This window comes from Micromonospora sp. SD19 (genome assembly GCF_054462275.1).
On the sequence record NZ_JBTLMN010000007.1, the window covers coordinates 42,458 to 65,963 of the forward strand.

The 23,506-nt window shown below is 71.6% G+C and carries 21 protein-coding genes; 12 read left to right on the forward strand and 9 right to left on the reverse strand.

Features of this window, described 5'->3' with window-relative positions; translation table 11 throughout:
• Positions 1-66: 66 nt before the first annotated feature.
• The 4 genes from ACX27O_RS22220 to ACX27O_RS22235 are packed head-to-tail and all read left to right on the forward strand — an operon-like array spanning position 67 to position 4,169.
• Complete coding sequence (locus ACX27O_RS22220; RefSeq protein WP_030328131.1) at positions 67-1,071, forward strand: ABC transporter permease; 1,005 nt, start codon at positions 67-69, stop codon at positions 1,069-1,071.
• Entirely contained in the window at positions 1,068-2,030 is a 963-nt protein-coding gene (locus tag ACX27O_RS22225; RefSeq protein ID WP_030328130.1) for an ABC transporter permease, read from the forward strand. The genes ACX27O_RS22220 and ACX27O_RS22225 overlap by 4 nt, the downstream gene beginning before the upstream one ends.
• A 7-nt stretch (positions 2,031-2,037) precedes the next feature.
• A complete protein-coding gene (locus tag ACX27O_RS22230) occupies positions 2,038-3,051 on the forward strand; it encodes an ABC transporter ATP-binding protein (RefSeq protein ID WP_030328128.1) in 1,014 nt (337 codons plus the stop codon).
• A complete protein-coding gene (locus ACX27O_RS22235; RefSeq protein ID WP_030328126.1) occupies positions 3,048-4,169 on the forward strand; it encodes an ABC transporter ATP-binding protein in 1,122 nt (373 codons plus the stop codon). Before ACX27O_RS22230 ends, ACX27O_RS22235 begins: the two co-directional genes overlap by 4 nt.
• Positions 4,170-4,195: 26 nt before the next feature.
• On the opposite strand, the gene ACX27O_RS22240 is transcribed toward ACX27O_RS22235, so the two are convergent.
• On the reverse strand, positions 4,196-4,585 hold the full coding sequence (locus ACX27O_RS22240) for a hypothetical protein (protein WP_210859008.1): 390 nt from the start codon (positions 4,583-4,585) through the stop codon (positions 4,196-4,198).
• Positions 4,579-5,217: an HNH endonuclease family protein gene (locus ACX27O_RS22245; RefSeq protein ID WP_210859005.1), complete on the reverse strand. Its 639-nt coding sequence runs from the start codon at positions 5,215-5,217 to the stop codon at positions 4,579-4,581. Before ACX27O_RS22245 ends, ACX27O_RS22240 begins: the two co-directional genes overlap by 7 nt.
• 107 nt (positions 5,218-5,324) lie before the next feature.
• Between ACX27O_RS22245 and ACX27O_RS22250 the strand changes: the two genes are divergently transcribed.
• Positions 5,325-6,818 (forward strand): MFS transporter, encoded by a 1,494-nt coding sequence (locus tag ACX27O_RS22250; RefSeq protein WP_357636153.1) that lies wholly within the window; start codon positions 5,325-5,327, stop codon positions 6,816-6,818.
• A gap of 30 nt (positions 6,819-6,848) precedes the next feature.
• Here ACX27O_RS22250 and leuA read toward each other — a convergent pair whose 3' ends face one another.
• Positions 6,849-8,600, reverse strand: coding sequence for a 2-isopropylmalate synthase (gene leuA, locus ACX27O_RS22255; protein ID WP_030328119.1), 1,752 nt, complete (start codon positions 8,598-8,600; stop codon positions 6,849-6,851).
• Positions 8,601-8,836: 236 nt separating this feature from the next.
• A complete protein-coding gene (locus ACX27O_RS22260) occupies positions 8,837-10,108 on the reverse strand; it encodes an MFS transporter (protein WP_387220167.1) in 1,272 nt (423 codons plus the stop codon).
• A gap of 79 nt (positions 10,109-10,187) precedes the next feature.
• Between ACX27O_RS22260 and ACX27O_RS22265 the strand changes: the two genes are divergently transcribed.
• Entirely contained in the window at positions 10,188-11,174 is a 987-nt protein-coding gene (locus ACX27O_RS22265; protein WP_030328116.1) for an ArsR/SmtB family transcription factor, read from the forward strand.
• A 12-nt stretch (positions 11,175-11,186) separates the two neighbouring features.
• Here ACX27O_RS22265 and ACX27O_RS22270 read toward each other — a convergent pair whose 3' ends face one another.
• Together ACX27O_RS22270 and ACX27O_RS22275 are read right to left on the reverse strand one after the other, a co-directional pair.
• On the reverse strand, positions 11,187-11,726 hold the full coding sequence (locus tag ACX27O_RS22270) for a nitroreductase family protein (protein ID WP_357636144.1): 540 nt from the start codon (positions 11,724-11,726) through the stop codon (positions 11,187-11,189).
• Between the two features lie 84 nt (positions 11,727-11,810).
• Entirely contained in the window at positions 11,811-12,599 is a 789-nt protein-coding gene (locus tag ACX27O_RS22275; protein WP_245233500.1) for a hypothetical protein, read from the reverse strand.
• A 257-nt stretch (positions 12,600-12,856) separates the two neighbouring features.
• Here ACX27O_RS22275 and ACX27O_RS22280 point away from each other — a divergent pair, with 257 nt between their 5' ends.
• Both ACX27O_RS22280 and ACX27O_RS22285 read left to right on the forward strand, forming a co-directional pair.
• Complete coding sequence (locus ACX27O_RS22280) at positions 12,857-14,122, forward strand: aspartate kinase (RefSeq protein ID WP_030328111.1); 1,266 nt, start codon at positions 12,857-12,859, stop codon at positions 14,120-14,122.
• 5 nt (positions 14,123-14,127) lie between these two features.
• On the forward strand, positions 14,128-15,189 hold the full coding sequence (locus ACX27O_RS22285; protein ID WP_210857585.1) for an aspartate-semialdehyde dehydrogenase: 1,062 nt from the start codon (positions 14,128-14,130) through the stop codon (positions 15,187-15,189).
• A 128-nt stretch (positions 15,190-15,317) separates the two neighbouring features.
• Here the strand turns inward: ACX27O_RS22285 and ACX27O_RS22290 are convergent, their stop codons facing one another.
• Positions 15,318-16,727, reverse strand: a complete 1,410-nt coding sequence (locus ACX27O_RS22290; protein ID WP_458940025.1) for a GGDEF domain-containing protein — start codon at positions 16,725-16,727, stop codon at positions 15,318-15,320.
• Positions 16,728-16,955: 228 nt separating this feature from the next.
• On the opposite strand from ACX27O_RS22290, the gene ACX27O_RS22295 reads away from it, so the two are divergent.
• Entirely contained in the window at positions 16,956-17,735 is a 780-nt protein-coding gene (locus ACX27O_RS22295; protein ID WP_030328106.1) for a phosphodiesterase, read from the forward strand.
• 9 nt (positions 17,736-17,744) lie between these two features.
• Positions 17,745-18,395, forward strand: a complete 651-nt coding sequence (locus ACX27O_RS22300; protein WP_051708125.1) for a hypothetical protein — start codon at positions 17,745-17,747, stop codon at positions 18,393-18,395.
• Between the two features lie 170 nt (positions 18,396-18,565).
• Here ACX27O_RS22300 and ACX27O_RS22305 read toward each other — a convergent pair whose 3' ends face one another.
• Positions 18,566-19,363 carry an alpha/beta fold hydrolase gene (locus tag ACX27O_RS22305; RefSeq protein ID WP_458940026.1) on the reverse strand — a complete coding sequence of 266 codons (798 nt, stop codon included), beginning with the start codon at positions 19,361-19,363 and terminating at the stop codon, positions 18,566-18,568.
• 276 nt (positions 19,364-19,639) lie between these two features.
• On the opposite strand from ACX27O_RS22305, the gene ACX27O_RS22310 reads away from it, so the two are divergent.
• Positions 19,640-21,367: a bifunctional metallophosphatase/5'-nucleotidase gene (locus ACX27O_RS22310; protein WP_458940027.1), complete on the forward strand. Its 1,728-nt coding sequence runs from the start codon at positions 19,640-19,642 to the stop codon at positions 21,365-21,367.
• Between the two features lie 196 nt (positions 21,368-21,563).
• On the opposite strand, the gene ACX27O_RS22315 is transcribed toward ACX27O_RS22310, so the two are convergent.
• Positions 21,564-22,847 carry an MFS transporter gene (locus tag ACX27O_RS22315; protein WP_358127965.1) on the reverse strand — a complete coding sequence of 428 codons (1,284 nt, stop codon included), beginning with the start codon at positions 22,845-22,847 and terminating at the stop codon, positions 21,564-21,566.
• Positions 22,848-22,997: 150 nt separating this feature from the next.
• Here ACX27O_RS22315 and ACX27O_RS22320 point away from each other — a divergent pair, with 150 nt between their 5' ends.
• On the forward strand, positions 22,998-23,471 hold the full coding sequence (locus ACX27O_RS22320; protein ID WP_030328096.1) for a hypothetical protein: 474 nt from the start codon (positions 22,998-23,000) through the stop codon (positions 23,469-23,471).
• The last annotated feature ends 35 nt before the right edge of the window (positions 23,472-23,506 follow it).

A 23,506-nucleotide genomic window follows, 5' to 3' on the forward strand; every position in this document is an offset into this window, starting at 1 on the left:
AGGAACGCGGGCGGGCGCTGTCGCACAGCGCCCGCCCGCAACCCTCCGCACCCCTTCGAGGCCGCCGTGTTCCGGTTCATCGTCAGGCGCCTGCTTCAGCTGATACCCACGCTGTTCGGGCTCTCCCTCCTGCTCTTCATCTGGCTCCGCCGTCTCCCCGGCGGCCCCGAGACCGCCATCCTCGGCGAGCGCGGCACCCCCGAGATGCGGGCCGCGATTCGCCGCAACATGGGGCTCGACGAGCCCATCCTGGTCCAGTACGGCCGCTTCGTACGGCGGATGATCAAGCTCGATCTGGGCACCTCGACCTCCACCAAGCGGGCGGTCACCACGGAGTTCATCGAGCGCTTCCCCGGTACCGTCGAGCTGACCATCACCGCGATGATCATTGCGATCGGTGTCGGCATCCCGCTGGGCTACCTGGCCGCCCGTCGTCGCGGCCGCTTCCTGGACCACGCGTCTGTGGGCGGCTCGCTGATCGGCATCTGCATCCCGGTCTTCTTCCTGGGCTACGTGCTCAAAGCGATCTTCTCGGAGAACCTGCACTGGTTCCCGTCCAGCGGCCGGCAGGACCCGACGCTCGGGGCGACCCGGGTGACCAACTTCTTCGTCCTCGACGGGTTGATGACCCGGGAGTGGGACGCCGCAGCCGACGCCCTCTGGCATCTGGTGCTGCCCGCCATCGCGCTGGCCAGCATCCCGCTGGCGATCATCGTCCGGATCACCCGGGCGAGCGTGCTCGAGGTGCTCAACGAAGACTTCGTACGCACCGCCGAGGCGAAGGGCCTGACCGAGCAGACGGTCCGTCGCCGGCACGTCCTGCGCAACGCCATGCTGCCGGTGGCCACCTCGATCGGTCTGCTCGCGGGCGGCCTGCTCTCCGGCGCCGTGCTGACCGAGACCGTCTTCGCCTTCAGTGGCATCGGAGCGTTCGTCGCCGAGGCCATCGGCCAGCGCGACTATCCGGTGCTGATGGGCTTCATCCTGATCATCGCGGTGGTGTACGTGCTGGTGAACCTCCTGGTTGATCTCTCCTACAGCTTCATCGACCCGAGGGTGAGGGTGCGATGACCCTCAGCCCGGGCAAGAAGCGCGAAAAGATCGACCGGCTCTCCGAACTGGCCGCCCGCGACGACGAGCGGGGTGTCAGCCTCTGGCAGGAGGCGTTCCGGCGGCTGCGCGGCAACCCGGCCGCGATCGTCGGCGCGGTCATCCTGGCGCTCTTCGTGTTGGTAGCGGTGCTCGGCCCGTTCCTCGTGCCGTACGCGCCGACGGACACGATCGGTATCCGGGAAGGGCTGATCAAGCCGGGTGTCATCCCCGGGCCCGACGGCGATCACTGGTTCGGTTACGACCACCAGGGCCGTGACGAGTTCAGCCGCATGATCGTGGGAGCCCGTCAGACCCTGCTGGTCGGTGTGGTCTCCACCCTGATCGGTCTGGCCATCGGCGCGCTGATCGGTGGCATCTCCGGTGCCGCGGCCGGTCTCGGCGGCCGGTGGGGGCGGTGGGTCGACACCACCCTGATGCGCTTCATCGACATGCTGCTGGCGATGCCGAGCCTGCTGCTGGCGGTGAGCATCGCCGCCCTGCTCGGGGCCAGCCTGACCACTGTGATGATCGCTGTCGGTGTGGTCTCGGTGCCGGTGTTCGCCCGGCTGCTGCGCGGCTCGATGATCTCGCAGGCCAACAGCGACTACGTGCTGGCGGCCACCTCGCTCGGCGTCAAGAAGTCGAAGATCGCGCTGACCCACGTGGTGCCGAACTCGCTCGCCCCGGTGATCGTGCAGGCCACCCTGACTCTGGCCACCGCGATCATCGAGGCTGCGGCGTTGTCGTTCCTCGGTCTGGGTAACCCGGACACCGCCGTACCGGAGTGGGGGGTCATGCTCGCCGACGCGCAGCAGTACCTCGGCATCCGGCCGTCGCTGGCGATCTACCCGGCGGTCGCGATCATCATCACCGCGCTCGGCTTCACCCTGCTGGGTGAGGCGATGCGTGAGGCCCTCGACCCGAAGCTGCGGAAGTAGGCCCCTGATGGCACTGCTCGAAGTTGAAGATCTCGCCGTCACGTTCGCCCGCCGCGGTCAGCGGGCCGTGCACGCTGTCGACGGGGTGTCCTTCTCGGTCGACGCCGGTGAGGTGGTCGGCCTGGTCGGTGAGTCCGGCTGCGGCAAGAGCGTCACCTCGCTCGCGATCATGGGTCTGTTGCCCAAGCAGCCGGGCCTGCGGGTCGGCGGCAAGGCCGTCTTCGACGGCACCGACCTGCTCCAGCTCGACGACCGGTCGCGGCGGGACATCCGGGGTCGGGACATCGCGATGATCTTCCAGGATCCGCTCTCCTCGTTGAACCCGGTCATCCCGATCGGGTTGCAGGTGACCGAGGTGCTCACCCGGCACCGGGGGATGAAGGGTGAGACCGCGGCGAAGGAGGCGGCGGCGCTGCTCGACCGGGTCGGCATCCCCGACCCGAAGCGGCGGCTGAAGGAGTACCCGCACCAGCTCTCCGGTGGGATGCGTCAGCGTGCGCTCATCGCGATGGCGGTGGCCTGCCAGCCGCGGCTGCTGATCGCCGACGAGCCGACCACCGCGCTCGACGTCACCATCCAGGCCCAGATCCTGGAGTTGCTGAAGGAACTGGTCCGGGACTCCGGCACCGCGCTGTTGATGATCACGCACGATCTGGGCGTGGTGGCCGGCATGTGCGACACCGTGAACGTGCTCTACGGCGGCCGGGTGGTGGAGACGGCCCGCCGACGCCCGCTGTTCCGCCAGCCGCGTCACCCGTACACGGTGGGTCTGCTCGGTTCGGTGCCGCGCCTGGACGCCGGGCGGGGCGAGAAGCTCAACCCGATCCCCGGTTCGGTCCGCGACCTGCTGCCCTGGCCGGACGGTTGTGCCTTCGCCCCGCGCTGCTCCCGACGGATCGACGAGTGCGTGGGCGAGCCGCCGGAGCTGGTGCAGGCGTACGACGGACGTAGCTACCGGTGCGTGAACCCGGAGCCGGTGCCCGGCACGGTGCCCGCCCCGCGCGAGGAGGAATCAGCGTGAGCGAGCGTAGCGAGCGAACCGAGAACGACGTCCTCGTCGAGGTGCGCGATCTGAAGGTGCACTTCCCGATCAAACGGGGGGTGCTCTTCGACCGGGTGGTCGGCCAGGTGAAGGCCGTCGACGGGGTCGACCTGAGCATCGCGCGGGGCAAGACGTACGGCCTGGTGGGTGAGTCCGGCTGCGGCAAGTCCACGTTGGGCCGGGCGCTGCTCCAGCTCACCCCGCCGACCGCCGGTGAGGTCAGCTTCGACGGTGTCGAGTTGACCACGCTGCCGCCCGGCAAGCTGCGCGGCATGCGTCGCCGGATGCAGATGATCTTCCAGGACCCGATGTCCAGTCTCGACCCCCGGCAGAACGTCGAGTCGATCCTGACCGAGGGCCTGCAGACCCACGGGATCGGCGCCGACCGCACCGACCGTCGACGGATCATCGGCGAGACCCTGGACGCGGTCGGGCTGCCGCGCTGGGCGCTGTCCCGTTACCCGCACGAGTTCTCCGGCGGGCAGCGGCAGCGCATCGGCATCGCCCGCGCGCTGGTCCTCGGGCCGGAGCTGATCGTCGCCGACGAGCCGGTCTCGGCGCTCGACGTGTCGATCCAGGCCCAGGTGGTCAACCTGCTGGACGAACTCCAGGACAGCCTGGGGCTGACCTACCTGGTGATCGCGCACGACCTCGCGGTGGTCCGGCACATCTCCGACACGGTCGGCGTCATGTACCTGGGGGCGTTGGTCGAGGAGGCGCCGAGCGACCGGCTCTACAACGAGCCGCTGCACCCGTACACGCGGGCGCTGATGTCCGCGGTGCCGGTGCCGGACCCGGACGTGGAGGACCGCCGGGAGCGGATCCTGCTCGCCGGTGACCTGCCGTCGCCGGCCAACCCGCCGTCCGGCTGCCGCTTCCACACGCGCTGCCCGTGGGCGCAGCCCACCCGCTGCGCCGACGAGCGACCGGTGTTGCGGGAGATCGGTGGCAGCCGGGTGGCGTGTCACTTCGCCGAGCAGATCGCCAGTGGCGAACTGCGTCCGCACGGGGTCAGCGCGCAGATCGTCCGGCCCGAGGGCGAGGGGGACGCGCCGGGCGTGGTCTCCGCGCCCACCGAGCCCGGTTCGTACGTCTGAGCCGCAGGACGCGGTGCCGGCGGTCGTCAGCCCTCGGGGCGGTTCAGCAGCCCCACCGCGACGCCGTGCACCGCGTCCAGCCCGGCCGGGTCGGCCAGCGTGACCGACGTGCCGGTCACCGCGTACCACTCGTCCGCGTCCTTGTACTGCACCCGCACCGTGACCTTGCCGTCCGCGTACTCGGTGCGCAGCGTCAGGTCCCCGGTGACGACGCCGACCTCGTCGGTCATCACGCCGCCCGGGCCGGGCACGATGTCGGTGGTGCGGCTCTGCGGGCCGGCCGCGCCGCCGGAATCCGCGACCATGCCGGCACCTGGCACGGCGGCGGGAGTCTCGGCGGTGCCGTCGGCGGTCATGCCGGCGGCGGACGGGACGCCCTCCCCGGCGGCGGTCACGATTCGCTCCCCACTCAACAGCCCTCCAACATGTCGGTCAGTGCGGCCTTCTCGGCGCTGGTCACCGTCAGCCGCCAGTAGTGCTTGACCGTCACCCAATCCTGGGCGTATTTGCACCAGTACGATCGGTTTGCCGGCTTCCACTGGGACGGGTCCTGGTCACCCTTTGCCCGGTTCGACGAGGCGGAAACCGCGAACAGCTGCGGACGGGTGGTGTCGTTGGCGAAGTCGCCGCGCTTCGCGTTGTCCCACTCGTCGGCACCCGAGCGCCACGCGTTGGCCAACGGCACCATGTGATCGATGTCCACGTCGGAGGGATCCGAGAAGCTGCGACCGTCGTACACGCTCTCCCAGCGCCCACCGACCACGTTGCAGCCGGAGAGCTTCACGTCCTTGCCGTCGCGCTGGAGGATGCTGTCCCGGACGTCGCAGTTCTTGCCGGTGTCCCGCCAGTGCGGGAAGCGGTCCCGGCTGTAGCCCTTCATCGAGCCGGCGGTGGCGACGGTGAGCTCGCTCAACTGCTCCACCGCGTTGCCGCCGTCACTCGGCGGCGGGGTGGCCGGCTCATCCGGCGGGACGCAACCGGCCACGCCGAGCGCCAGCGCCGCGGCAAGCGCAGCCACCGCCGCTCGCGGTCCTGATCTGGTACGCACAGACGACACCTCTCCAGCTTGGGGGCTCCCGGCGATTGCGCACAGTACCCGGGAACGGTTTCGGCGTTTCGTGGCGTCTCCCACATGATGCAAGGCAGATTGGTGGGATGACCGCACCCGTGCCGGCCGCAGCCCTCCGGATGGGCACCACCGCCGGCCGGGGCACGCTGCTCGCCGCCGTACTCGCCTCTGGCATGGTCTTCCTCGACAGCACTGTCGTCAACGTGGCGCTGCCGAGGCTCGGGCAGGATCTCGGCGCGAACGTCGCCGATCTCCAGTGGACCATCAACGGCTATCTGCTGATGCTGGCGGCGTTCGTGTTGCTCGGTGGTGCGCTGGGGGACCGCTTCGGCCGGCGACGCATCTTCCTCATCGGCGTGGTCTGGTTCACCGCCGCCTCCGTGCTCTGTGGGCTCGCCCAGGACACCGGTTGGCTGATCGGAGCGCGGTTCCTCCAGGGCGCCGGCGGCGCGCTGCTCACGCCCGGGTCGCTGTCGGTGCTCCAGTCGAGCTTCCACCCCGACGACCGGGGCCGCGCGATCGGTGCCTGGGCCGGGCTGTCCGGCGTGTCCACCGCGCTGGGCCCGTTCATCGGCGGCTGGCTCATCGACGCGCTCTCCTGGCGCTGGATCTTCTTCCTCAACCTGCCGATCGCCGTGCTGGTGCTGCTGGCCGCGCTGCGCTGGGTGCCGGAGAGCCGGGACGAGAGCGCCTCCCGGATCGAGGGACGGGATCGGACCCGACGTCGGTTCGACGTCGCCGGAGCCCTCCTCGGAGCGCTCGCGCTCGCCGGCGTCACCTACGCCCTGATCGACGCGCCGGCTCGCGGGTTCGACTCCGCCGAGGTGCTGATCGCGGCAGCGGTCGGTGTGCTCGCCGCGGTGGCCTTCGTGCTGCTGGAGCGGCGGCGGGGCGACGCCGCGATGCTGCCCACCGGGCTGTTCAGCAGCCGACTCTTCTCGGTGCTGAACCTTTTCACGGTGGTCGTCTACGCGGCCCTCGGCGGCTTCACCTTCTTCTTCGCCGTCTACCTGCAGAACGTGGTCGAGTGGTCGGCCTTCCGCACCGGCATCGCGTTGCTGCCGATGACGCTGCTGCTGTTGGTCGGGTCGGCGCGGGCCGGCGCGCTGTCGGCGCGGATCGGCCCGCGCCTGCCCCTCGCCGTCGGACCGGTGATCGCCGCCGTCGGTCTGCTGCTGCTGCGCGGAGTCGGACCGGGCGCGTCGTACTGGCGCGACGTGCTGCCCGGCGTGCTGCTCTTCGGCATCGGGCTGACCCTGGTGGTGGCACCGCTGACGGCGTCGGTGCTGGCCGCCGTGCAGGACCGCTTCTCCGGTGTCGCCAGCGGCTTCAACAACGCCGCGTCCCGTGCCGGCGGCCTGCTCGCGGTGGCGGCGCTGCCGCTGCTGGTCGGTCTCTCCGGCGCCGGCTACGAGCAGAAGGCCGACCTGACCGACGCGTACCGCGCGGCGTTGGTCTGGTGCGCGGGGCTGCTGCTGGCCGGCGCGGTGCTGGCCCTCGTGCTGGTCCACCGACCGCCCCGGGAAGCCCCGCCGTCGCAGCCCTGCCACTCGCTGCCCGCCGCCACGCCCCCGAGGTAGCGGACCACCTCGGGGACGCGACGCCTGGGATCAGCGACGTGCGCGGTTGACGGCGCTGGTGACCGCCTTGATCGACGCGGTGACGATGTTGGCGTCGGTGCCGACACCCCAGACCGTCTTCCCGTCCACCTCACACTCCACGTACGCGGCGGCCTGCGCGTCACCGCCGGAGGAGAGCGCGTGCTCGTGGTAGTCGAGCACCCGCACGCCCACGTCGACCGACTGCAGCGCGTTGACGTACGCGTCGATCGGGCCGTTGCCGACCGCGGCGAGGGACCGCTGCTCGCCGCCCACCCCGACGTGGGCCTCGATCTCGACCTTGCCGTCCGCCGTGCCGATCGTGTAGCCGGCCAGCCGGACCGCCGGGTCGGGCTGGTGGTCGAGCAGGTAGTGCGTCGCGAAGATCTCCCACATGGCGGCCGGGTCGACCTCGCCGCCGTCGTGATCGGTGACCTGCTGCACCACCCCGGAGAACTCGATCTGGAGCCGGCGCGGCAGGTCCAGCTGGTGCTCGCTCTTCATGATGTACGCGACGCCGCCCTTGCCGGACTGCGAGTTGACCCGGATCACTGCCTCGTAGGTGCGGCCCAGGTCCTTCGGGTCGATCGGCAGGTACGGCACCGCCCAGGTGTGCTCGTCCACCGGCACGCCGGCCGCCTTCGCGTCGGCGGCGAGGGCGTCGAAGCCCTTCTTGATGGCGTCCTGGTGGGAGCCGGAGAAGGCGGTGTAGACCAGGTCGCCCGCGTACGGGTGGCGCTCGTGCACCGGCAGCTGGTTGCAGTACTCGACCGCCCGCCGGATCTCGTCGATGTTCGAGAAGTCGATCATCGGGTCGATGCCCTGGGAGAAGATGTTGAGCCCCAGGGTCACCAGGTCGACGTTGCCGGTGCGCTCACCGTTGCCGAACAGGCAGCCCTCGATGCGGTCCGCGCCGGCCAGCAGGCCCAGCTCGGCGGCGGCAACGCCGGTGCCCCGGTCGTTGTGCGGGTGCAGGCTCAGCACCACGCTGTCCCGGCGCGGCAGGTGCCGGTGCATCCACTCGATCGAGTCGGCGTACACGTTGGGGGTGGCCATCTCGACGGTGGCCGGCAGGTTGATGATCAGCGGCCGGTCGGGGGTCGGGTCGATCACGTCGATCACCCGGGAGCAGACCTCCAGCGCGTACTCCAGCTCGGTGCCCGTGTACGACTCCGGCGAGTACTCGTAGAAGATCTCGGTGTCCGGGGTGTGGATCTCCGCGTACTTCTGGCAGAGCCGCGCCCCGGTGGTGGCGATGTCGGCGATGCCGTCCTTGTCCAGGCCGAAGACCACCCGCCGCTGCAGGGTGGAGGTCGAGTTGTAGAAGTGCACGATGGCCCGCTTGGCGCCGCGCAGCGACTCGAACGTCCGGTCGATCAGGTGCTCCCGGCACTGGGTGAGCACCTGGATGGTGACGTCCTCGGGGATCATGTCCTGCTCGATGAGCTGCCGGACGAAGTCGAAGTCGGTCTGGCTGGCCGACGGGAAGCCGACCTCGATCTCCTTGTAGCCCATCTGGACCAGCAGCTGGAACATCCGGCGCTTGCGCTCCGGCGACATCGGGTCGATCAGGGCCTGGTTGCCGTCGCGGAGATCCACCGCGCACCACCGGGGGGCGGCGTCGACGGTGCGGGTGGGCCAGGTGCGGTCCGGCAGGTCGACCCGGAACTGCTCCTGGTAGGGCTGGTAGCGGTGGTACGGCATCCGGCTGGGGCGTTGCCGGGCGAACGGATTGGACTCGGTGTCGGTGACAGGTTGAGCCATCTCAGAGTGCTCCCTGGAACATGTGGCGTCAGCAGATCGGAAGGTGTCGGCGGATGCCGGGCGACGATGCGCGGCGGTGCCGAGAGGAAACTCAGATGTGCTGGACGGCGCGATGCGACTCCGCGACGAGGTGCCGGCCGGTCAGGCCTCGTCGCGGCGGCTAAGGAGGAGCAGCGCCTGCCACATGACCAGGTCACCCTACGTGATGGAACGGGGGGTGGAAAGGCCGGTCCGGACTATGGGACCGAGGTCATCGCCGGCTCCGGGGCCTGGCAACCCAGCCTCGGCGTCCGTTCGGCCCAGGCCACGGCGGGCACGATCGCCAGCCCGACCAGCGCGAAGATCGCTGCCGTCGGTAACCAACCCCAGCCGCCGGTGCTCACCCCGAGCGCGGTCAACCCCGCCGGGGCGATCAAGTACTGCACCTGGGAGCCGAGCCGGAACGCCCCCACGTACGCGCCGCGCTGGGCGGCCGGCGGCAGGGTGGCGGTGAGCCCCCAGGCGCCCGCCGACTCGATCAGCTCAGCCAGGATCAGCAGCGTCGCGGCGGCCACCAGCACCACGACGGTGAGGCCGCCCCGGGTCAGCCCGGAGATCGGCAGGACCAGACAGAACAGGGCGATCAGCAGGGCGCCCCGGCGGGAGGCCCGGGCCGCGCCCGACGCGGTGTCAGCGCCTCGGCTGGCGCGTACCTGGAGCAGCACGATCAGGATCGTGTTGAGCAGCACCAGGGCGGCGATCACCGTCTTCGGGGCGTCGGTGTGGGTGAGGATCCAGAGCGGCATCACCGTCAGGTAGAGCGTCTGGTGCGCGGTGAGCAGCCCGGAGAGCAGGGATGCCGCCATGAACGGGCGGTCCCGGAGCACGGCGAGCCGACTCATCGGCTCAACCGGCCGGGCCACCTGCGGCAGGCGGGGCAGTCGTCGCACGAAGAGGGCCGTCACCAGGAAGACCGTCGCGATGAACCAGACCATCCCCCGGTAGGCCGCCATCGTGTCGACCGCCAGCACCACGCCGCTGATCACCGCGCCGAGCCCGAAGCCGACATTCAACGACGAGCGCTGGTACGCCATCGCCGTGACCCGTTCGGCCGGGGGGAGCGCGTTGATCGAGTAGACCTGCCGGGCCACACCGGTCGCGGCCTCCACGGCGGCCAGCGCCACCACCACGGCGAGGAAACCCGTGAAGCCGCCGACGAACGGGTAGGTCGCGAAGAGCGCCGCGTCCAGTGCCAGCCCGACGATCCAGACCCGCTGCGGCCCGTACCGGTCGGTGAGCCCACCCAGCGGCACCGTGCCGAGCAGCGACACCCCCGCCGCTACGGACAGGCCCAGCCCCACCTGGGCGGCGCTGAGCCCGAGTGCCCGGGTGAAGAAGACGGCGCTGCCGGCGTGGAACAGGCCGCTGCCGACGGCTCCGACCATGGCCTGCACGGCCAGCGCGCGGGTCAGCCCGGCCGGCGGTACGACGTGGTGGACAACGGTGCGAATGGTGTCTCTGGCCCCCATGGCCGGTGAGTGAACCGTGCCCCCATGACGGTGGTCGAGTCTTTTAGGCTCAACCGAATCCTGCTCCCGGGGAGGGTACGTGTCCGAGTTGCGGTTCAACGTGGCCGACGTGGCGGGAGTGCGGTTGGCCGTGTCGCCGGTCAACGAGACGGTCATGAGCATGTGGGCGCTGGCCAGCCCAATTCACTACGCGGTGCACCTGCCCTGGATCGACCGCGCCCGGGTGACCCTGCGTCGGCCCGAGGTGGCCTCCCGGGTCCGACCGCTGGTGGAGCTGGCCCGACCGCGTTGCTGGCTGCCCGACTTCCTCACCCCGGCCGCCCGGCCGAACGTGGAGATGGCCGAGCAACTCGAACAGATCGCCGCCACGCCGCCGGCCGTGGTGGTCCAGGACCTGCTGGCGACCACCCCGCGCCGGCCGCTGGGTACGTTCGGGCAGGCGCTGCTCGCCGACCCCGGTGGGCTGCTGCCGCAGCTCGTCGACGCGGTGCGGGTCTGGTACGACGAGGCGATCGCCCCGGACTGGCCACGGATGCAGGCCCTGCTCGACGCCGACGTGACGTACCGGGCCGCCCAGCTCGCGGAGAACGGCGCCGGCCGGTTCTTCGAGCAGCTGCACCCGAGCCTGCGCTGGCTCGGCGACCGGGTGGTCAGCGACGACCCGTTCGAGCGGGACTTCGACCTGCGGGGTCGTGGACTGGCGCTGAACCCGACGGTGTTCAGCGGGCGGCGGGTGCTGTGGAACCTGCTGGAGGATTCGCTGCCGGCCGGCGCGTACCCGGTCCGAGCGGTCGGGACGCTCTGGGAGGCGACAGCGCCGCCGCCGGGCGACCCGCTGGGGCGGGTGATCGGCCCCGGCCGGGCCGTGCTGCTGCACCGGCTCGACACGGCGGCCACCACCACCGATCTGGCCCGACTCACCGGGATGTCCGCCGGGAACGTCTCCCAACACCTGGCCGCGCTGCACGCCGCCGGCCTGGTCAACCGGTCCCGACAGGGCCGGCACGTGCTCTATCGCAACACCGAGGCCGCAGTGGTCCTGCTGCGCGCCAGCCGCGGCGGGTAGCCGGCTGACCGGTCAGCCGAGCAGCAGGTCGGCCAACGGTCGGCGGCGGCGCAGGCCGGTCTCCTCGGCGACGAGGTCCGCCGGCAGGCTGAGCGGGTCGCCGAGCTGCCCGACGACGAGCACCGCGTACGGCCGCACGTCGGCGGGGAGGTGCAGGTCGGCGGCGAGCCCGCCGCGGTCCACGCTCAGCACCTGCCGGACGTGCAACCCCAGCGCGGTGGCCTGCACGGTGAGGTGGGCGACCGCCTGGCCCAGGTCGTACGCGATCCCGTCAGCCGCCGCGGCGTCCGGGTCGACGTGCGCGGCGAGCAGCAGCGCGGCGGCCCGGTGCGCCCAGCGTTGGTCGCGCTCGGTCAGGTTGACCAGGATGCGCTTCCAGGTGTCGTCGTTGCGGTAGCCCACTGTGAACCGCCAGGGCTGGCGGTTGCCCAGGGAGGGTGCCCAGCGGGCGGCCTCCAGCAGGGAGGACGCGTCGGCCGCGCTCAGCTCCGCGGTGGGGTGGAACGCCAGCGGACTCCAGCGGTAGGCGAGCAGCGGGGTGAGATCGGCCATAAGACGGATCGTCCCGTATGGGTGATTCGTCGCTCAGGACGGGGTGGCGAAATGTGGGCAAGAGCACCCGTAACGGGACGAAGATCAGGGCGTTCCCGCGCTCGGGCTCTCCGACGGGTCCGGGGTCGGCGGCGCCGCGGTGTCGAGCGGCTCCCGGTCGATCACCACCGGGCCGGCCAGTTGCACGGTGGCCGGTGCCGGGGCGGGGGGAGCGGCCAGCCGCAGCGTCCCGGCCCCGGTCCGGACACCGGTCGGCGTGCCGTCCCGGTCGTAGCAGTAGATGCCCACGTCCAGCGGGGCGTTGAGCGACGCCGAGGTGGATTCCACCGAGTAACAGGTGCCGGTGACGCCCTCGGGCGCGGTGGCCGGGGCGACCGCCAGCGGGGCACGTCGGTCGGTGAGCACATCCAGCCAGTCGGTGAGCGGGTGCTGCACCCGGGGGTCCAACCGGCGCGGCACCGCGTCGTCGCGGTCACCCAGGCGTACGCAGCTCGCCGACCCGGCGTGACCGGCCGACGGCAGGGCGCACTGGAACAGCCCGTCGGCCGTGCTGGCCATCGAGACATCGGCGGTGCCGCCCAACGCGCCCCCCGGCACGTCGACCCGCCAACTGCCGTCGTTCGCGCTGGTGAAGACGATGGTCCGGTCCGGTTGACCGGGCCGGCCGTACACGTACTGCGCCACCAGGTGGCGGTCCTGAGCAGCCGCAGCCAGCGCGGCCAACTCGTCCCACGCGGCGTCCACCTGGACCGGCGCGGCATCGGCGGGTGGTGGAGCCGGTGGCTGCTCACTGGTGCAGGCGGCCAGGAGCGTCGGTAGGGCGAGGACGAGCGGCCCGAGCACGCGGCCGGCCGAGCGGAGGAGGACGGGCACCGGCCCATTCTGGTGGGTGCGGGCGATCGGTGGGCGCCGCGCGTACCGCGCTCGTCCCGGCGTGTCGGGCGGGCCGTTCCCGCGTACCGCCCGACCTGGTGGGACCGGCCCCGCCGGCGTCCGGCGGGCCGGATGGTGGGATCACCTGACCCGGCCTCGTTACCCGCCGGATACCCTCAAGGGGTCTGACACGCGCCGCCGGCCCCGGTTCCGGCGGCGTCGGCACGCTCAGGGTCGCTGGGAGGGAGTGCACCGTCGTGGCACTCGTGGTGCAGAAGTACGGCGGGTCCTCCGTCGCCAACGCCGAGCGGATCAAGCGGGTGGCCGAGCGCATCGTCGCCGCCCGCAAGGCCGGCGACGACGTGGTGGTGGTGGTGTCCGCGATGGGCGACACCACCGACGAGCTGCTCGACCTGGCCAACCAGGTCAGTCCGCTGCCGCCGGGTCGCGAACTGGACATGCTGCTCACCGCCGGGGAGCGGATCTCCATGGCCCTGCTGGCCATGGCCATCCACAACCTGGGGTACGAAGCCCGCTCGTTCACCGGTTCGCAGGCCGGCGTGATCACCACCTCGGTGCACGGCCGCGCCCGGATCATCGACGTCACCCCCGGGCGGCTCAAGGGCGCGCTCGACGAGGGGTCGGTGGTCATCGTGGCCGGCTTCCAGGGCGTCTCGCAGGACACCAAGGACGTCACCACGCTGGGCCGTGGTGGTTCGGACACCACAGCGGTGGCGCTCGCCGCCGCCCTGCACGCCGACGTCTGCGAGATCTACACCGACGTGGACGGCGTCTTCACCGCCGACCCGCGGATCGTGCCCAACGCCCGGCACATCAAGGACATCACCTACGAGGAGATGCTGGAGCTGGCCGCCTGCGGCGCGAAGGTGCTGCACCTGCGTAGCGTGGAGTACGCCCGCCGGGCGGGGTTGCCGATCCACGTCCGTTCGTCATACTCGACCAACACCGGCACGATGGTCACCGGATCGATGGAGGACCTTTCCGTGGAGCAGGCACTGATCACCGGGGTCGCACACGACCGCAGCGAGGCCAAGATCACGATCGTCGGGGTGCCCGACGAGCCCGGTGCCGCCGCGCGGATCTTCGACACCGTCGCCGGTGCCGAGATCAACATCGACATGATCGTGCAGAACGTCTCCACCGAGGGCACCGGCCGGACGGACATCTCGTTCACCCTGCCCAAGGCCGACGGGCCCACCGCGATGGCGGCGCTCAGCAAGATCCAGGAGCCGGTCAAGTTCAAGGGCCTGCTCTACGACGACCACGTCGGCAAGGTCTCGCTGATCGGCGCCGGCATGCGCTCGCACCCCGGTGTGGCAGCCGGCTTCTTCGCCGCGCTCGGCGCGGCCGGAGTCAACATCGAAATGATCTCCACCTCCGAGATCCGGGTCTCCGTCGTCTGCCGGGACACCGACCTCGACGCCGCCGTCCGCGCCATCCACGACGCGTTCGAGCTGGGCGGCGACACCGAAGCCGTGGTCTACGCGGGGACGGGTAGGTAGCGCCGATGACGGCGCTGCCCACCCTCGCCGTGGTCGGAGCGACAGGTGCCGTCGGCACCGTGATGTGTGAGCTGCTCACCGGGCGGCGCAACGTCTGGGGTGAGATCCGCCTGCTCGCCTCCGAGCGCTCCGTCGGGCGTCGGGTGCGCTGTCGGGGTGAGGAACTCGTCGTCCAGGCGCTGACCCCCGAAGCGTTCGACGGTGTCGACGTGGCCATGTTCGACGTGCCCGACGAGGTCTCCGCCGAGTGGGCGCCGATCGCCGTCGCCCGGGGCGCGATCGCCGTCGACAACTCCGGCGCGTTCCGCATGGACCGTGACGTCCCGCTCGTCGTTCCCGAGATCAACCCCGAGCAGGTCCGCAACCGGCCCCGGGGCATCATCGCCAACGCCAACTGCACGACCCTCGCGATGATCGTCGCGGTCGCGCCACTGCACCGCGAGTACGGCCTGCGAGAGCTGGTGCTCGCCTCCTACCAGGCGGTCTCCGGCGCCGGTCAGTCCGGCGTCGACATCCTGCACGACCAGCTCACCAAGGTCGCCGGCGACCGGACGCTCGGTTCGCGCACCGGCGACGTACGCCAGGCGGTCGGTGACGACCTGGGTCCGTTCCCGGCACCCATGGCGCTCAACGTGGTCCCCTGGGCCGGCTCCCCGGCGGACAGCGGCTGGTCGTCGGAAGAGGTGAAGATCCGCAACGAGTCGCGGAAGATCCTCGGCCTGCCCGACCTCAAGGTCTCCGCCACCTGCGTCCGGGTGCCGGTGGTCACCGCGCACTCGGTGGCCGTGCACGCGGTCTTCGCCAGCGAGGTGGACGCCGAGGGCGCCCGCGAGGCGCTGCGCAACGCTCCCGGGGTGATCCTGGTCGACGACCCCGCAGCCGGGGAGTTCCCGATGCCGATCGACGCCGTCGGCACCGACCCGTCCTGGGTCGGGCGGATCCGCCGCGCCCTGGATGACCCGCGCGCCCTCGACTTCTTCGTCACCGGCGACAACCTCCGCAAGGGCGCGGCCCTCAACACCGCCCAGATCGCCGAGCTCCTGGCCAAGGAACTCCACACCCCCTAACCCCGGCCCTTCCCGGCCCTGCCCTTCCCCGACTGCGGCGATCTTGCACTTTCGGTGCCGACACAAGGGGTAAGAGCGGCAAAACGCCTACCGAAAGCGCAAGATCGACGGCTGCGGGCCGCAGGGGGTCAGGCTGCTGAGAGGTGTACGCCGTCTCGGCCCTGCCGTTTCACCGCATAGAGGGCCTGGTCGGCTCTTCTCAGGGTGCGTTCGGGGGCTTCGCCGGGGCGGGGTACTGCGACACCCACGCTGATCGTGCGGCCGATCCGTCGGGCGGCCTCGGTCAGCCGTTCGGCGATCCGGACCGCCTCCTCCGGGCGGCTCACCTCGATCACCGCAACGAACTCGTCGCCGCCGATCCGGTACAACTCGTCGCCGTGCCGCAACGCCGCCTCCAACGCCCGGGCCAACCCGACCAGCACCCGGTCGCCGGCCTGGTGGCCGTACGTGTCGTTCACGGTCTTGAAGCCGTCCACGTCGATCGCCAGCAGGGCCGTACGGCCGGGGGTGGCCGCCGCGATCCGCTGCCCGAACGGGCCGGTGTGCCGCAACCCGGTCAGCGGGTCGGAGCTGGCCTGCTCGCGCAACCGGGCCAGCGTGCGCAGCCGGTCCACGCTCGTCCAGGCCTGCCCGGCGAGCAACTCCATCAGGCTGACGGTGGTCGGGTCCGGGCGCAGCGCGCGTTCGTCGGCGACCAGCAACACCCCACCGGCATCCGCCGGCCCGACCGGCACGGCGACCAGCGTGCGTGCCCCCGCTCGGGTCAGCGGGCGGTAGTCCTCGGTCGGCGGGTGCCCGGCCTCGCCCAGCGTGTACCCGGCGCCGTACCGGTGAGCTCGGTCGACCATCCGGTCCAGGGCAACCGGACCCGCCCCGGCCAACTCGGCGCGGATCCGGGTCTCCAGATCGCTCGGCGTCGCCGGGGACGGGCCGAGCTGACCGCCGATCAGCAGCAGCGCTGTGGAGAGCGTGGAGACCTCCCGGGCGGCGCGGGCCGCCGCCCCCATCACCTCCCCCTCGGTCGGGGCGGAGGAGAGCGCGGCGGCGTGCCGGAGCAACGTCTCGCTGCGGCTCTCCGCCGGTGGGCCGCCGAGGGCGGCGATCCGCGCGCCGAGCCCGTCGGCCAGCCGCTGCGCGGTCCCCCGCCACGGCTCCAGGTCGGTCGGCTCACTCCACTGCAGGTCGAGCACGCCGATCGCCCGGCCCGTCGGGTCCAGCACCGGTACGCACAGCTCGGCCGTCACGTCCGGGCGCACCGGTAGATAGTCCGGGTCGACGCTGACGTCCGGGACGACGGCGGGAACGCCCGTCGCGTACACCCGGCCGACGATGCCGGTGCGCGCCGGCACGGTGGCGAAGACCTGCCAGGCCCCGGTCGCCGCGACGCAGCGCAGGCGGTCGTGGACCGCGAGCAGCACGGAGATGGTCGCCGGGGTGTGGCGGGACAGCGCGGTGACCGTCCATCGACACGCCTCCGGCGTGCTCGACGCCATCGGCAGGCGGACGGTGACGTCACGGATGACTCGCTGATGATCCACTCGCACGTCGTTCCAGGTAGGGGAGGGGCCCGGCTGACGCCGAGCCGCTCGATCAAGCGTACTCACGGCGGCGGGGACCAATCCGTCTTCGTACACACGTGCTATCCACAGGCTGTGGACGCAGCCTGTGGACTCCCGCCGCCGCAGCTCCGGCATCCCGGTAACCCGGTTCCCGGGATGCCGCGTCCGGCGATAGCGTGAGGCATCCGGCGCCGAGGAGGCGAGCCCATGCTCATCGCCCAGCTCAGTGATCCGCACCTGACCACCGGCCTGCTCGCCGCCGAACCGGCCGCCGGGTTGCACCGAGCGCTCGGCCGGGTGCTGGCGATACGACCCCGCCCGGACTGCGTGGTGATCAGCGGCGACCTGGTCGACCACGGCCAGCCCGACGAGTACGCGGCGCTGCGCGAGGTCATCGGCCGGTTCCCGCTGCCGGTGCACCTGGCCGCCGGCAACCATGACGACCGGGAGTCCCTGCTCGACGCGTTCGGCGGCACTCAGTGGCTCGGCGGCGGCTTCTCGGCCTACTACCACGTCGACCACGAGGCGGCGACCGTCGTGGTGCTCGACTCGCTCGTCCCCGGCAGCGACGGTGGCCAACTCGGCGAGGAACAGCTCGGCTGGCTCGACGGGGTGCTGGCCGGGCGACCCGAGGCGCCGGCACTGATCTTCCTGCACCACCCACCCGTCGCTGTCGGCATCCCGGTGGCGGACGCCATCCGGCTCGCCGACGGTGACGCGCTCGCCGAGGTGATCGGCCGGCACCGGCACGTCGTACGGGTCGCCGCCGGCCACCTGCACCGCCCGGTCACCACGGCGTACGCGGGCACGGTCCTCACCGTGGCACCCAGCACCTGGAAGCAGAGCACGCTCACCATGAGCGCCGACGAGCAGATCGGTTGGGTCCACGAGCCCACCGCCTTCCTGCTGCACTCCGTTCAGGCCGGCGGCTGCGTGACCCACACCGTGCCGGTGAGCCACTCCGCCGGGCAGACCTGCGGCTTCTGAGGCGTCGTCGTGCTGGTCTGGTACGTCTCGTACGGCTCGAACATGCACGCCGCCCGGTTGGGCTGGTACATCGGTGGTGGCTGCCCACCCGGCGGAAAGCGGACGTACCCCGGCTGCCGCGACCGGCGCCCACCGAGCCGGTCGGCGGCCGTGTCGCTGCCCGGCGGCATCTACTTCGCCGGCGAGTCGGGTGCCTGGACCGGCGGCATGGCCTTCTACGACCCGCACCTACCGGGCGAGGCCGCCGCCCGCGCCTACCTGGTCACCCTGGAGCAGTTCACCGACATCGCCGCGCAGGAGATGTACCGCCCGCCGGGCGACCCGACCGACCTGATTCCGGCGACCGGCGCGGCCATTGCCGCCGCCGTCGCCAACGGACGGGCGACCCTCGGCCCGGGCCGGTACGAAACGCTCGTCTGCCCGGGCCACCGCGACGGCGTTCCGCTGCTCACCTTCACCGCCCCCGAGAGGGCGTCTGCCGCGCGGTGCCGGCCACCCGCGCCGATCTACCTCGGCATGATCGCCAAAGGGCTACGCGAGTCGCACGGCTGGCCGGCCGAGCGGATCGCCACCTACCTGTCGGCCCGCCCCGGCGTCGCGGGCACCTGGCCACCGGACGCCGTGACGGCACTGGTCGACGAGGCACTGATCGACGGCTGACCCGCCGGGCTCGCGCCGGCCAGGTGGCCCGCCAGTCATGTCCCGTCGGTGCGGTGGCCGTCGGTGCGCTGGCCCACCGGTGCGCTGGTCGGCGGTGCGCTGGCCCGCCGGTGCGCTGGTCGCCGGTGTGCTGGTCGGCGGTGCGCTGGTCGGGCGGCGCGCCGGTGTCGTCAGCCGAGCAGGAACTCGCGCAGCACCGGGGCCAACGTCGCCGGCGGCACGTCGTGGTAGCCGCCGTCGAGGCTCACCGACCGGCCGCCCGGCACTGCCTCGGCCGCCGCCCGACTCGCGTCCCGCAACCACTCTGGACTGCCAGTGCTGTCCAGGGCGAGGGTCGGCGCGGTGATGGCCGCCAGCCGTTCGGCGGGGAGTCGCCCTCCGGTGGTGACGATCGCGTCGTACACCAGGGTGTGCGCGAGCGCCGTCAGCCCCGCCCACATCGGCTGCGACCGCATCGCGGTGATCTGCTCGGCCGGCAGCCCCACCGAGGCGCTGAGGAAGGTCGTCACCGCGCCGTCCCGGTCGTCGGCGGCGATCAGCTCGATGAGCTGCGGGGTGATGTCCTTGCTGACGCCCACGTGCGAACCAACCTGAAACGGTGGCTCGAACAGCACCAGCCTGGTCACCGGCAGGCCCTGTGCGGTGGCGAGGGCGGCCAGGACGGCACCGGAGGAGATGCCGTAGAGGGCGGCGGAACCACCTGCCGCGGCGATCACGGCGGCCAGGTCGTCGATCTCACGACCGACCTCGTACGGTGCGGTGTCGCCGCTGTAGCCGCGACCCCGACGGTCATAGCCGAAGGCGGTGAAATCCGTCGCCAACGCGGCGGCCAGGTCACGGGTCGCCTGGCGATCGGCGAACGCGCCGCCGACCAGGATGAGCGCCGGCCCGGCACCGGACCGCTCGAACGCGATGGGCGTGCCGTCGGCCGATCGCACCTGCTCCGCCACCGGTGTCGTTCCGCTCACGATGCCTCCTGCCCGCGATGACTGTCCCGTCCTTTCTAGACCCTGGCTCCGACACTGTCCGGCAGACCGCGGTAAACGGTGATCGATTCTGGTCCCGGCGTACGCGCTGCTCCGATGTGCTGCCCGGCTCGACCGGTCGGCGTACGGATGAGAGGCTGTCGGGGCGGGGGCCATGCTCAACCGCCGCCCAACCGCGACCCTTCCGACGGCGTCCGTCGGCGGCCCGGTCGACCCAGAGGCCGGGCACCGTCCGCGCCGATTCTCACGAGGAGATCCATGTTCATACCCGGGATGCGCCGGGCCGCTGTCGGCCTGACCGCGCTCGCGGTGGCCGCTTTCGGCGCGGTCGCCACCAGCCCTGAGCAAGCCGACGCGCGGCCGAAGCCGGTCGACGTCACCCTGCTGGCCCTCAACGACTTCCACGGCAACCTCGAACCGCCGAGCGGGTCCAGCGGCACCATCGCCGGGCAGACCGCGGGTGGCGTCGAGTTCCTGGCCACCCACCTGGCCGAGCTGCGCGCCGCAGCCAAGAAGAAGAACACCATCACGGTCGCCGCCGGTGACCTGATCGGCGCGTCCCCGCTGCTCTCGGCCGCGTTCCACGACGAGCCGACCATCGAGGCGCTGAGCATGGCCGGGCTGGACTACGCCAGCGTCGGCAACCACGAGTTCGACGAGGGCGCCGCCGAGCTGCTGCGGATCCAGAACGGCGGCTGCCACCCGGTGGACGGCTGCGTCGACGGCACCCCGTACCGGGGGGCCGACTTCCAGTACCTGTCCGCGAACGCCTTCACGACCGCCACCGGCAAGCCGCTGATGGCCCCGTACGCGATTCACAAGGTGCAGGGCGTCAAGGTCGGCTTCATCGGCATGACCCTGGAGGGCACCCCGCAGATCGTCAGCCAGCAGGGCGTCGCCGGTCTCAGCTTCGCCGACGAGGCGGACACCGCCAACCGGTACGCTCGCGAGCTGCGCCGCAAGGGCGTGGAGGCGATCGTCGTGCTGCTGCACGAGGGTGGCACCCAGGCGGCGACCGGCGGGATCAACGACTGCGTCGGCATGACCGGCCCCATCGTGGACATCACCAACCGGATGGACCCGTCGATCGACGTGGTGGTCAGCGGGCACACCCACCAGGCGTACAACTGCGACATCAACGGCAAGCTGGTCACCAGCGCCAGCTCGTTCGGTCGCCTGGTCACCGACATCGACCTCAAGATCGACCGGCACAGCGGTGACGTGGTCTCCGCCAGCGCGAACAACGTGGTGGTCAGCCGGGACGTCGACCCGGACCAGAAGCAGACCGCGCTGATCGAGCGGTACAAGACCGTGCTCGGCCCGGTCGCCGACCGCCAGGTCGGCGAGACCACGACCGCGATCACCAAGACCCAGGAGAATCTGCTCGCCACCTGCTCGCCGCAGGTGCCAGCCTCGTGCGGTGAATCGCCACTGGGCAACCTGATCGCCGACGCGCAGCTTGCTGCCACCGACGACGAGCAGAACGCCGTCGCTGCCTTCATGAACCCGGGCGGGGTCCGGGCCGACCTCGACGCCGGCCCGGTCACCTACGAGGAGGCGTTCACGGTGCAGCCGTTCGCCAACAACCTGGTGACGCTGGACCTGACCGGTGCGCAGCTCTACTGCGTACTGGAGCAGCAGTTCGTCACCGGCCGGATCTTGTACCCGTCCTCCACCGTGGGCTACGTGGTCGACCTCAACGGCACTACCGCCCCCACCGCCGACCCGTGCGCCGGCACCCGCGTCGTCCGGGGCAGCCTCACCCTCGGCGGCACCGCCGTCGACACCGCCGCCACCTACCGGGTGACGGTGAACAACTTCCTGGCTGGCGGCGGCGACGGGTTCAGCGCCCTCACCGCCGGGACGAACCTGGTCACCGGCCAGATCGACCTGGACGCGTTCGTGGACTACCTGACCGCCCAGTCGCCGGTCTCCGCACCGACGCTGGACCGGATCCGCACCACCGCTGAGGTCCCCGCCGCCTGACGGCCGACCCCGCGAGATCGGGCCCCGGAGCACCAGCTCCGGGGCCCGACCCGTTCCAAAGCCCGCCGCCCCGCATCAGCCCGCGCCCGCCGCTCGCCGCCCGCCGCGCGCCCGCCGCCTGCTGCAGGATCGCGCTCGAACATGGATGTAGTGGCATTGACACGCATCGAGGCCACTACATCCAGGATCGAGCACGTCAGGCGGGGGTGGGCGCGGCGGTGCGGGACGACGGGGCGGTCGTCGCTACGCCGTCCTGCTCGGCGGTGAGCAGTCGGCGCAGGGAGAGGGCGACCAGCGAGGCGATCAGGCAACCGCCGACCACTGTCGCCACCCAGACGCTGCCGTGGGCGGCGCCGAGGAGCGGGCCGGCGGTCACCGGTCCGATCACGCCGCTGATCCCGAAGATCATTGAACTCATGGCGTTGTACCGGCCGCGCAGTTCGTCGGTGGCCAGAGCGTTCGTCAGCGCGGGCATCACCGGCGACAGCATCGTCTCGCCAAAGCCGAAGATCGCCGAGCAGGCCACCACGCACAGCGCGGCAAAGACGGCGTTTTCGGCGCTGACCAGGCCGCCGGCACCGAGGACCAACCAGGCGCCGGCGAACACCGCCCCGACCACGGCGAGTGCACCGGTACGGCTACGCCCCTCGATCCGGCGGAGCACCAGGAGCTGGGCCAGCACGATCATTACCGTGTTGGCCGCGAGCGCCCAGGCGACCACCTGGGGCGTCACCTCGACGACCCGCACGGCGTACGCGGCGAAGCCCACCTCGATCTGGGCGTACCCGCAGGTGGTGAGGATGAGACCGAAGATCACCAGTCGGCGGAACGGGCGGTCGCGGAGCACTGTCAGGTAGCCACCGGCGGACGGCTCGCCGCCGGTCCTGGGGCGGACGAGTCGGTGACCAACGCCCGGCAGGGTCAGCAGGATCAGCGCCGGCATCAGGTAACTCACCGCGTCGAGCACGTAGATGATCTGGAACGTGCCTGGCCGGGCGGTGTCGACGATCGCGCCGGACGTCATGCCACCAATGCCGATACCGAGGTTGAGCAGGGCGAAGTTCAGCCCGAAGACCCGTTGCCGTTCGTCGTCTCCGGTCAACGAGGCGAGGATCGTGTTCTGCCCGGACCAGATCGCCGAGCTGCCGACGGCGATCACCGTCATCACCAGCACCGCCGAGCCGGTCGAGTTCACCAGCGCCAGCGAGCCGGTGCCGATGGCCTCGATCAGCAGGCAGGGCACCACCACCCGGCGGGCGCCGAATCGGTCGATGAGCGTCCCGCCCAGCGGTGACAGCGCCAGGGTGACCGCGCCGTACCAGCCGATCACCAGGCCCGCCCGGGTGTCGGTGAGTCCGCGTACGTCGGTGAAGTAGATGAACAGGAACGGCAGGGTCAGACCGCGCCCGATCGCCGACAACAGGGTGCCGATCAGGAGTCGGCGAGCTTCGAAACGGCGGGGTAGGGCACGACGCAGCATGTCCGGCATTCTGTTCGCCGGGTGCGACACCGCGCGAACACTTTTGGACGTCGCCCCGCTGGCCGCAGGCCGCCGGGTGACCAATCCCACGATGATCCACTCGGCTGACGGCGGTCCGGCGTTGTCCGCCGGGTCTGCGATGCTGACCCGATGACCGGCACCTGGCGACACCTGCCCGCTACCGCCCGCGCCATCGCGGTCACCGCCACGACGGCCGTCGCCGCCGCCCAGGCACGCGACGGTCAGGCGTACGACGAGGCAGTCGGCGGTCTCGCCGCGGACGAGCGGTCCGGGCTGGTGCTCGGCGCGGTGGTCCGACTGCTGCTGGAGGAGAGCCATCCGGACGGGTTGACCGGCGACGACATCCGCCAGGTGTTGACCCGCTGCGTGCAGCAGTCGACGCGGTGGCGTTCCGATGTCGACCCGCACGTGGTGCTCGTCCTGCTGGCCGGCGCGCTCGGGGTGTACGACCCCGACGGCGACGAGGCACCGCCTGACGCGTCGGCGCTGGCCCGGCATGCCCCGCTGCTGGTGGCCGACCTGTTGGCGACGACCAGCGTGCCGTTGGGCGACTACCTGGCCGCCGCGTTCGCGGAGATCGAACGCACCGAACGACAGGACTGACAGGCGCGAACGCCGCTGAGAAGGCGCCGAACTCG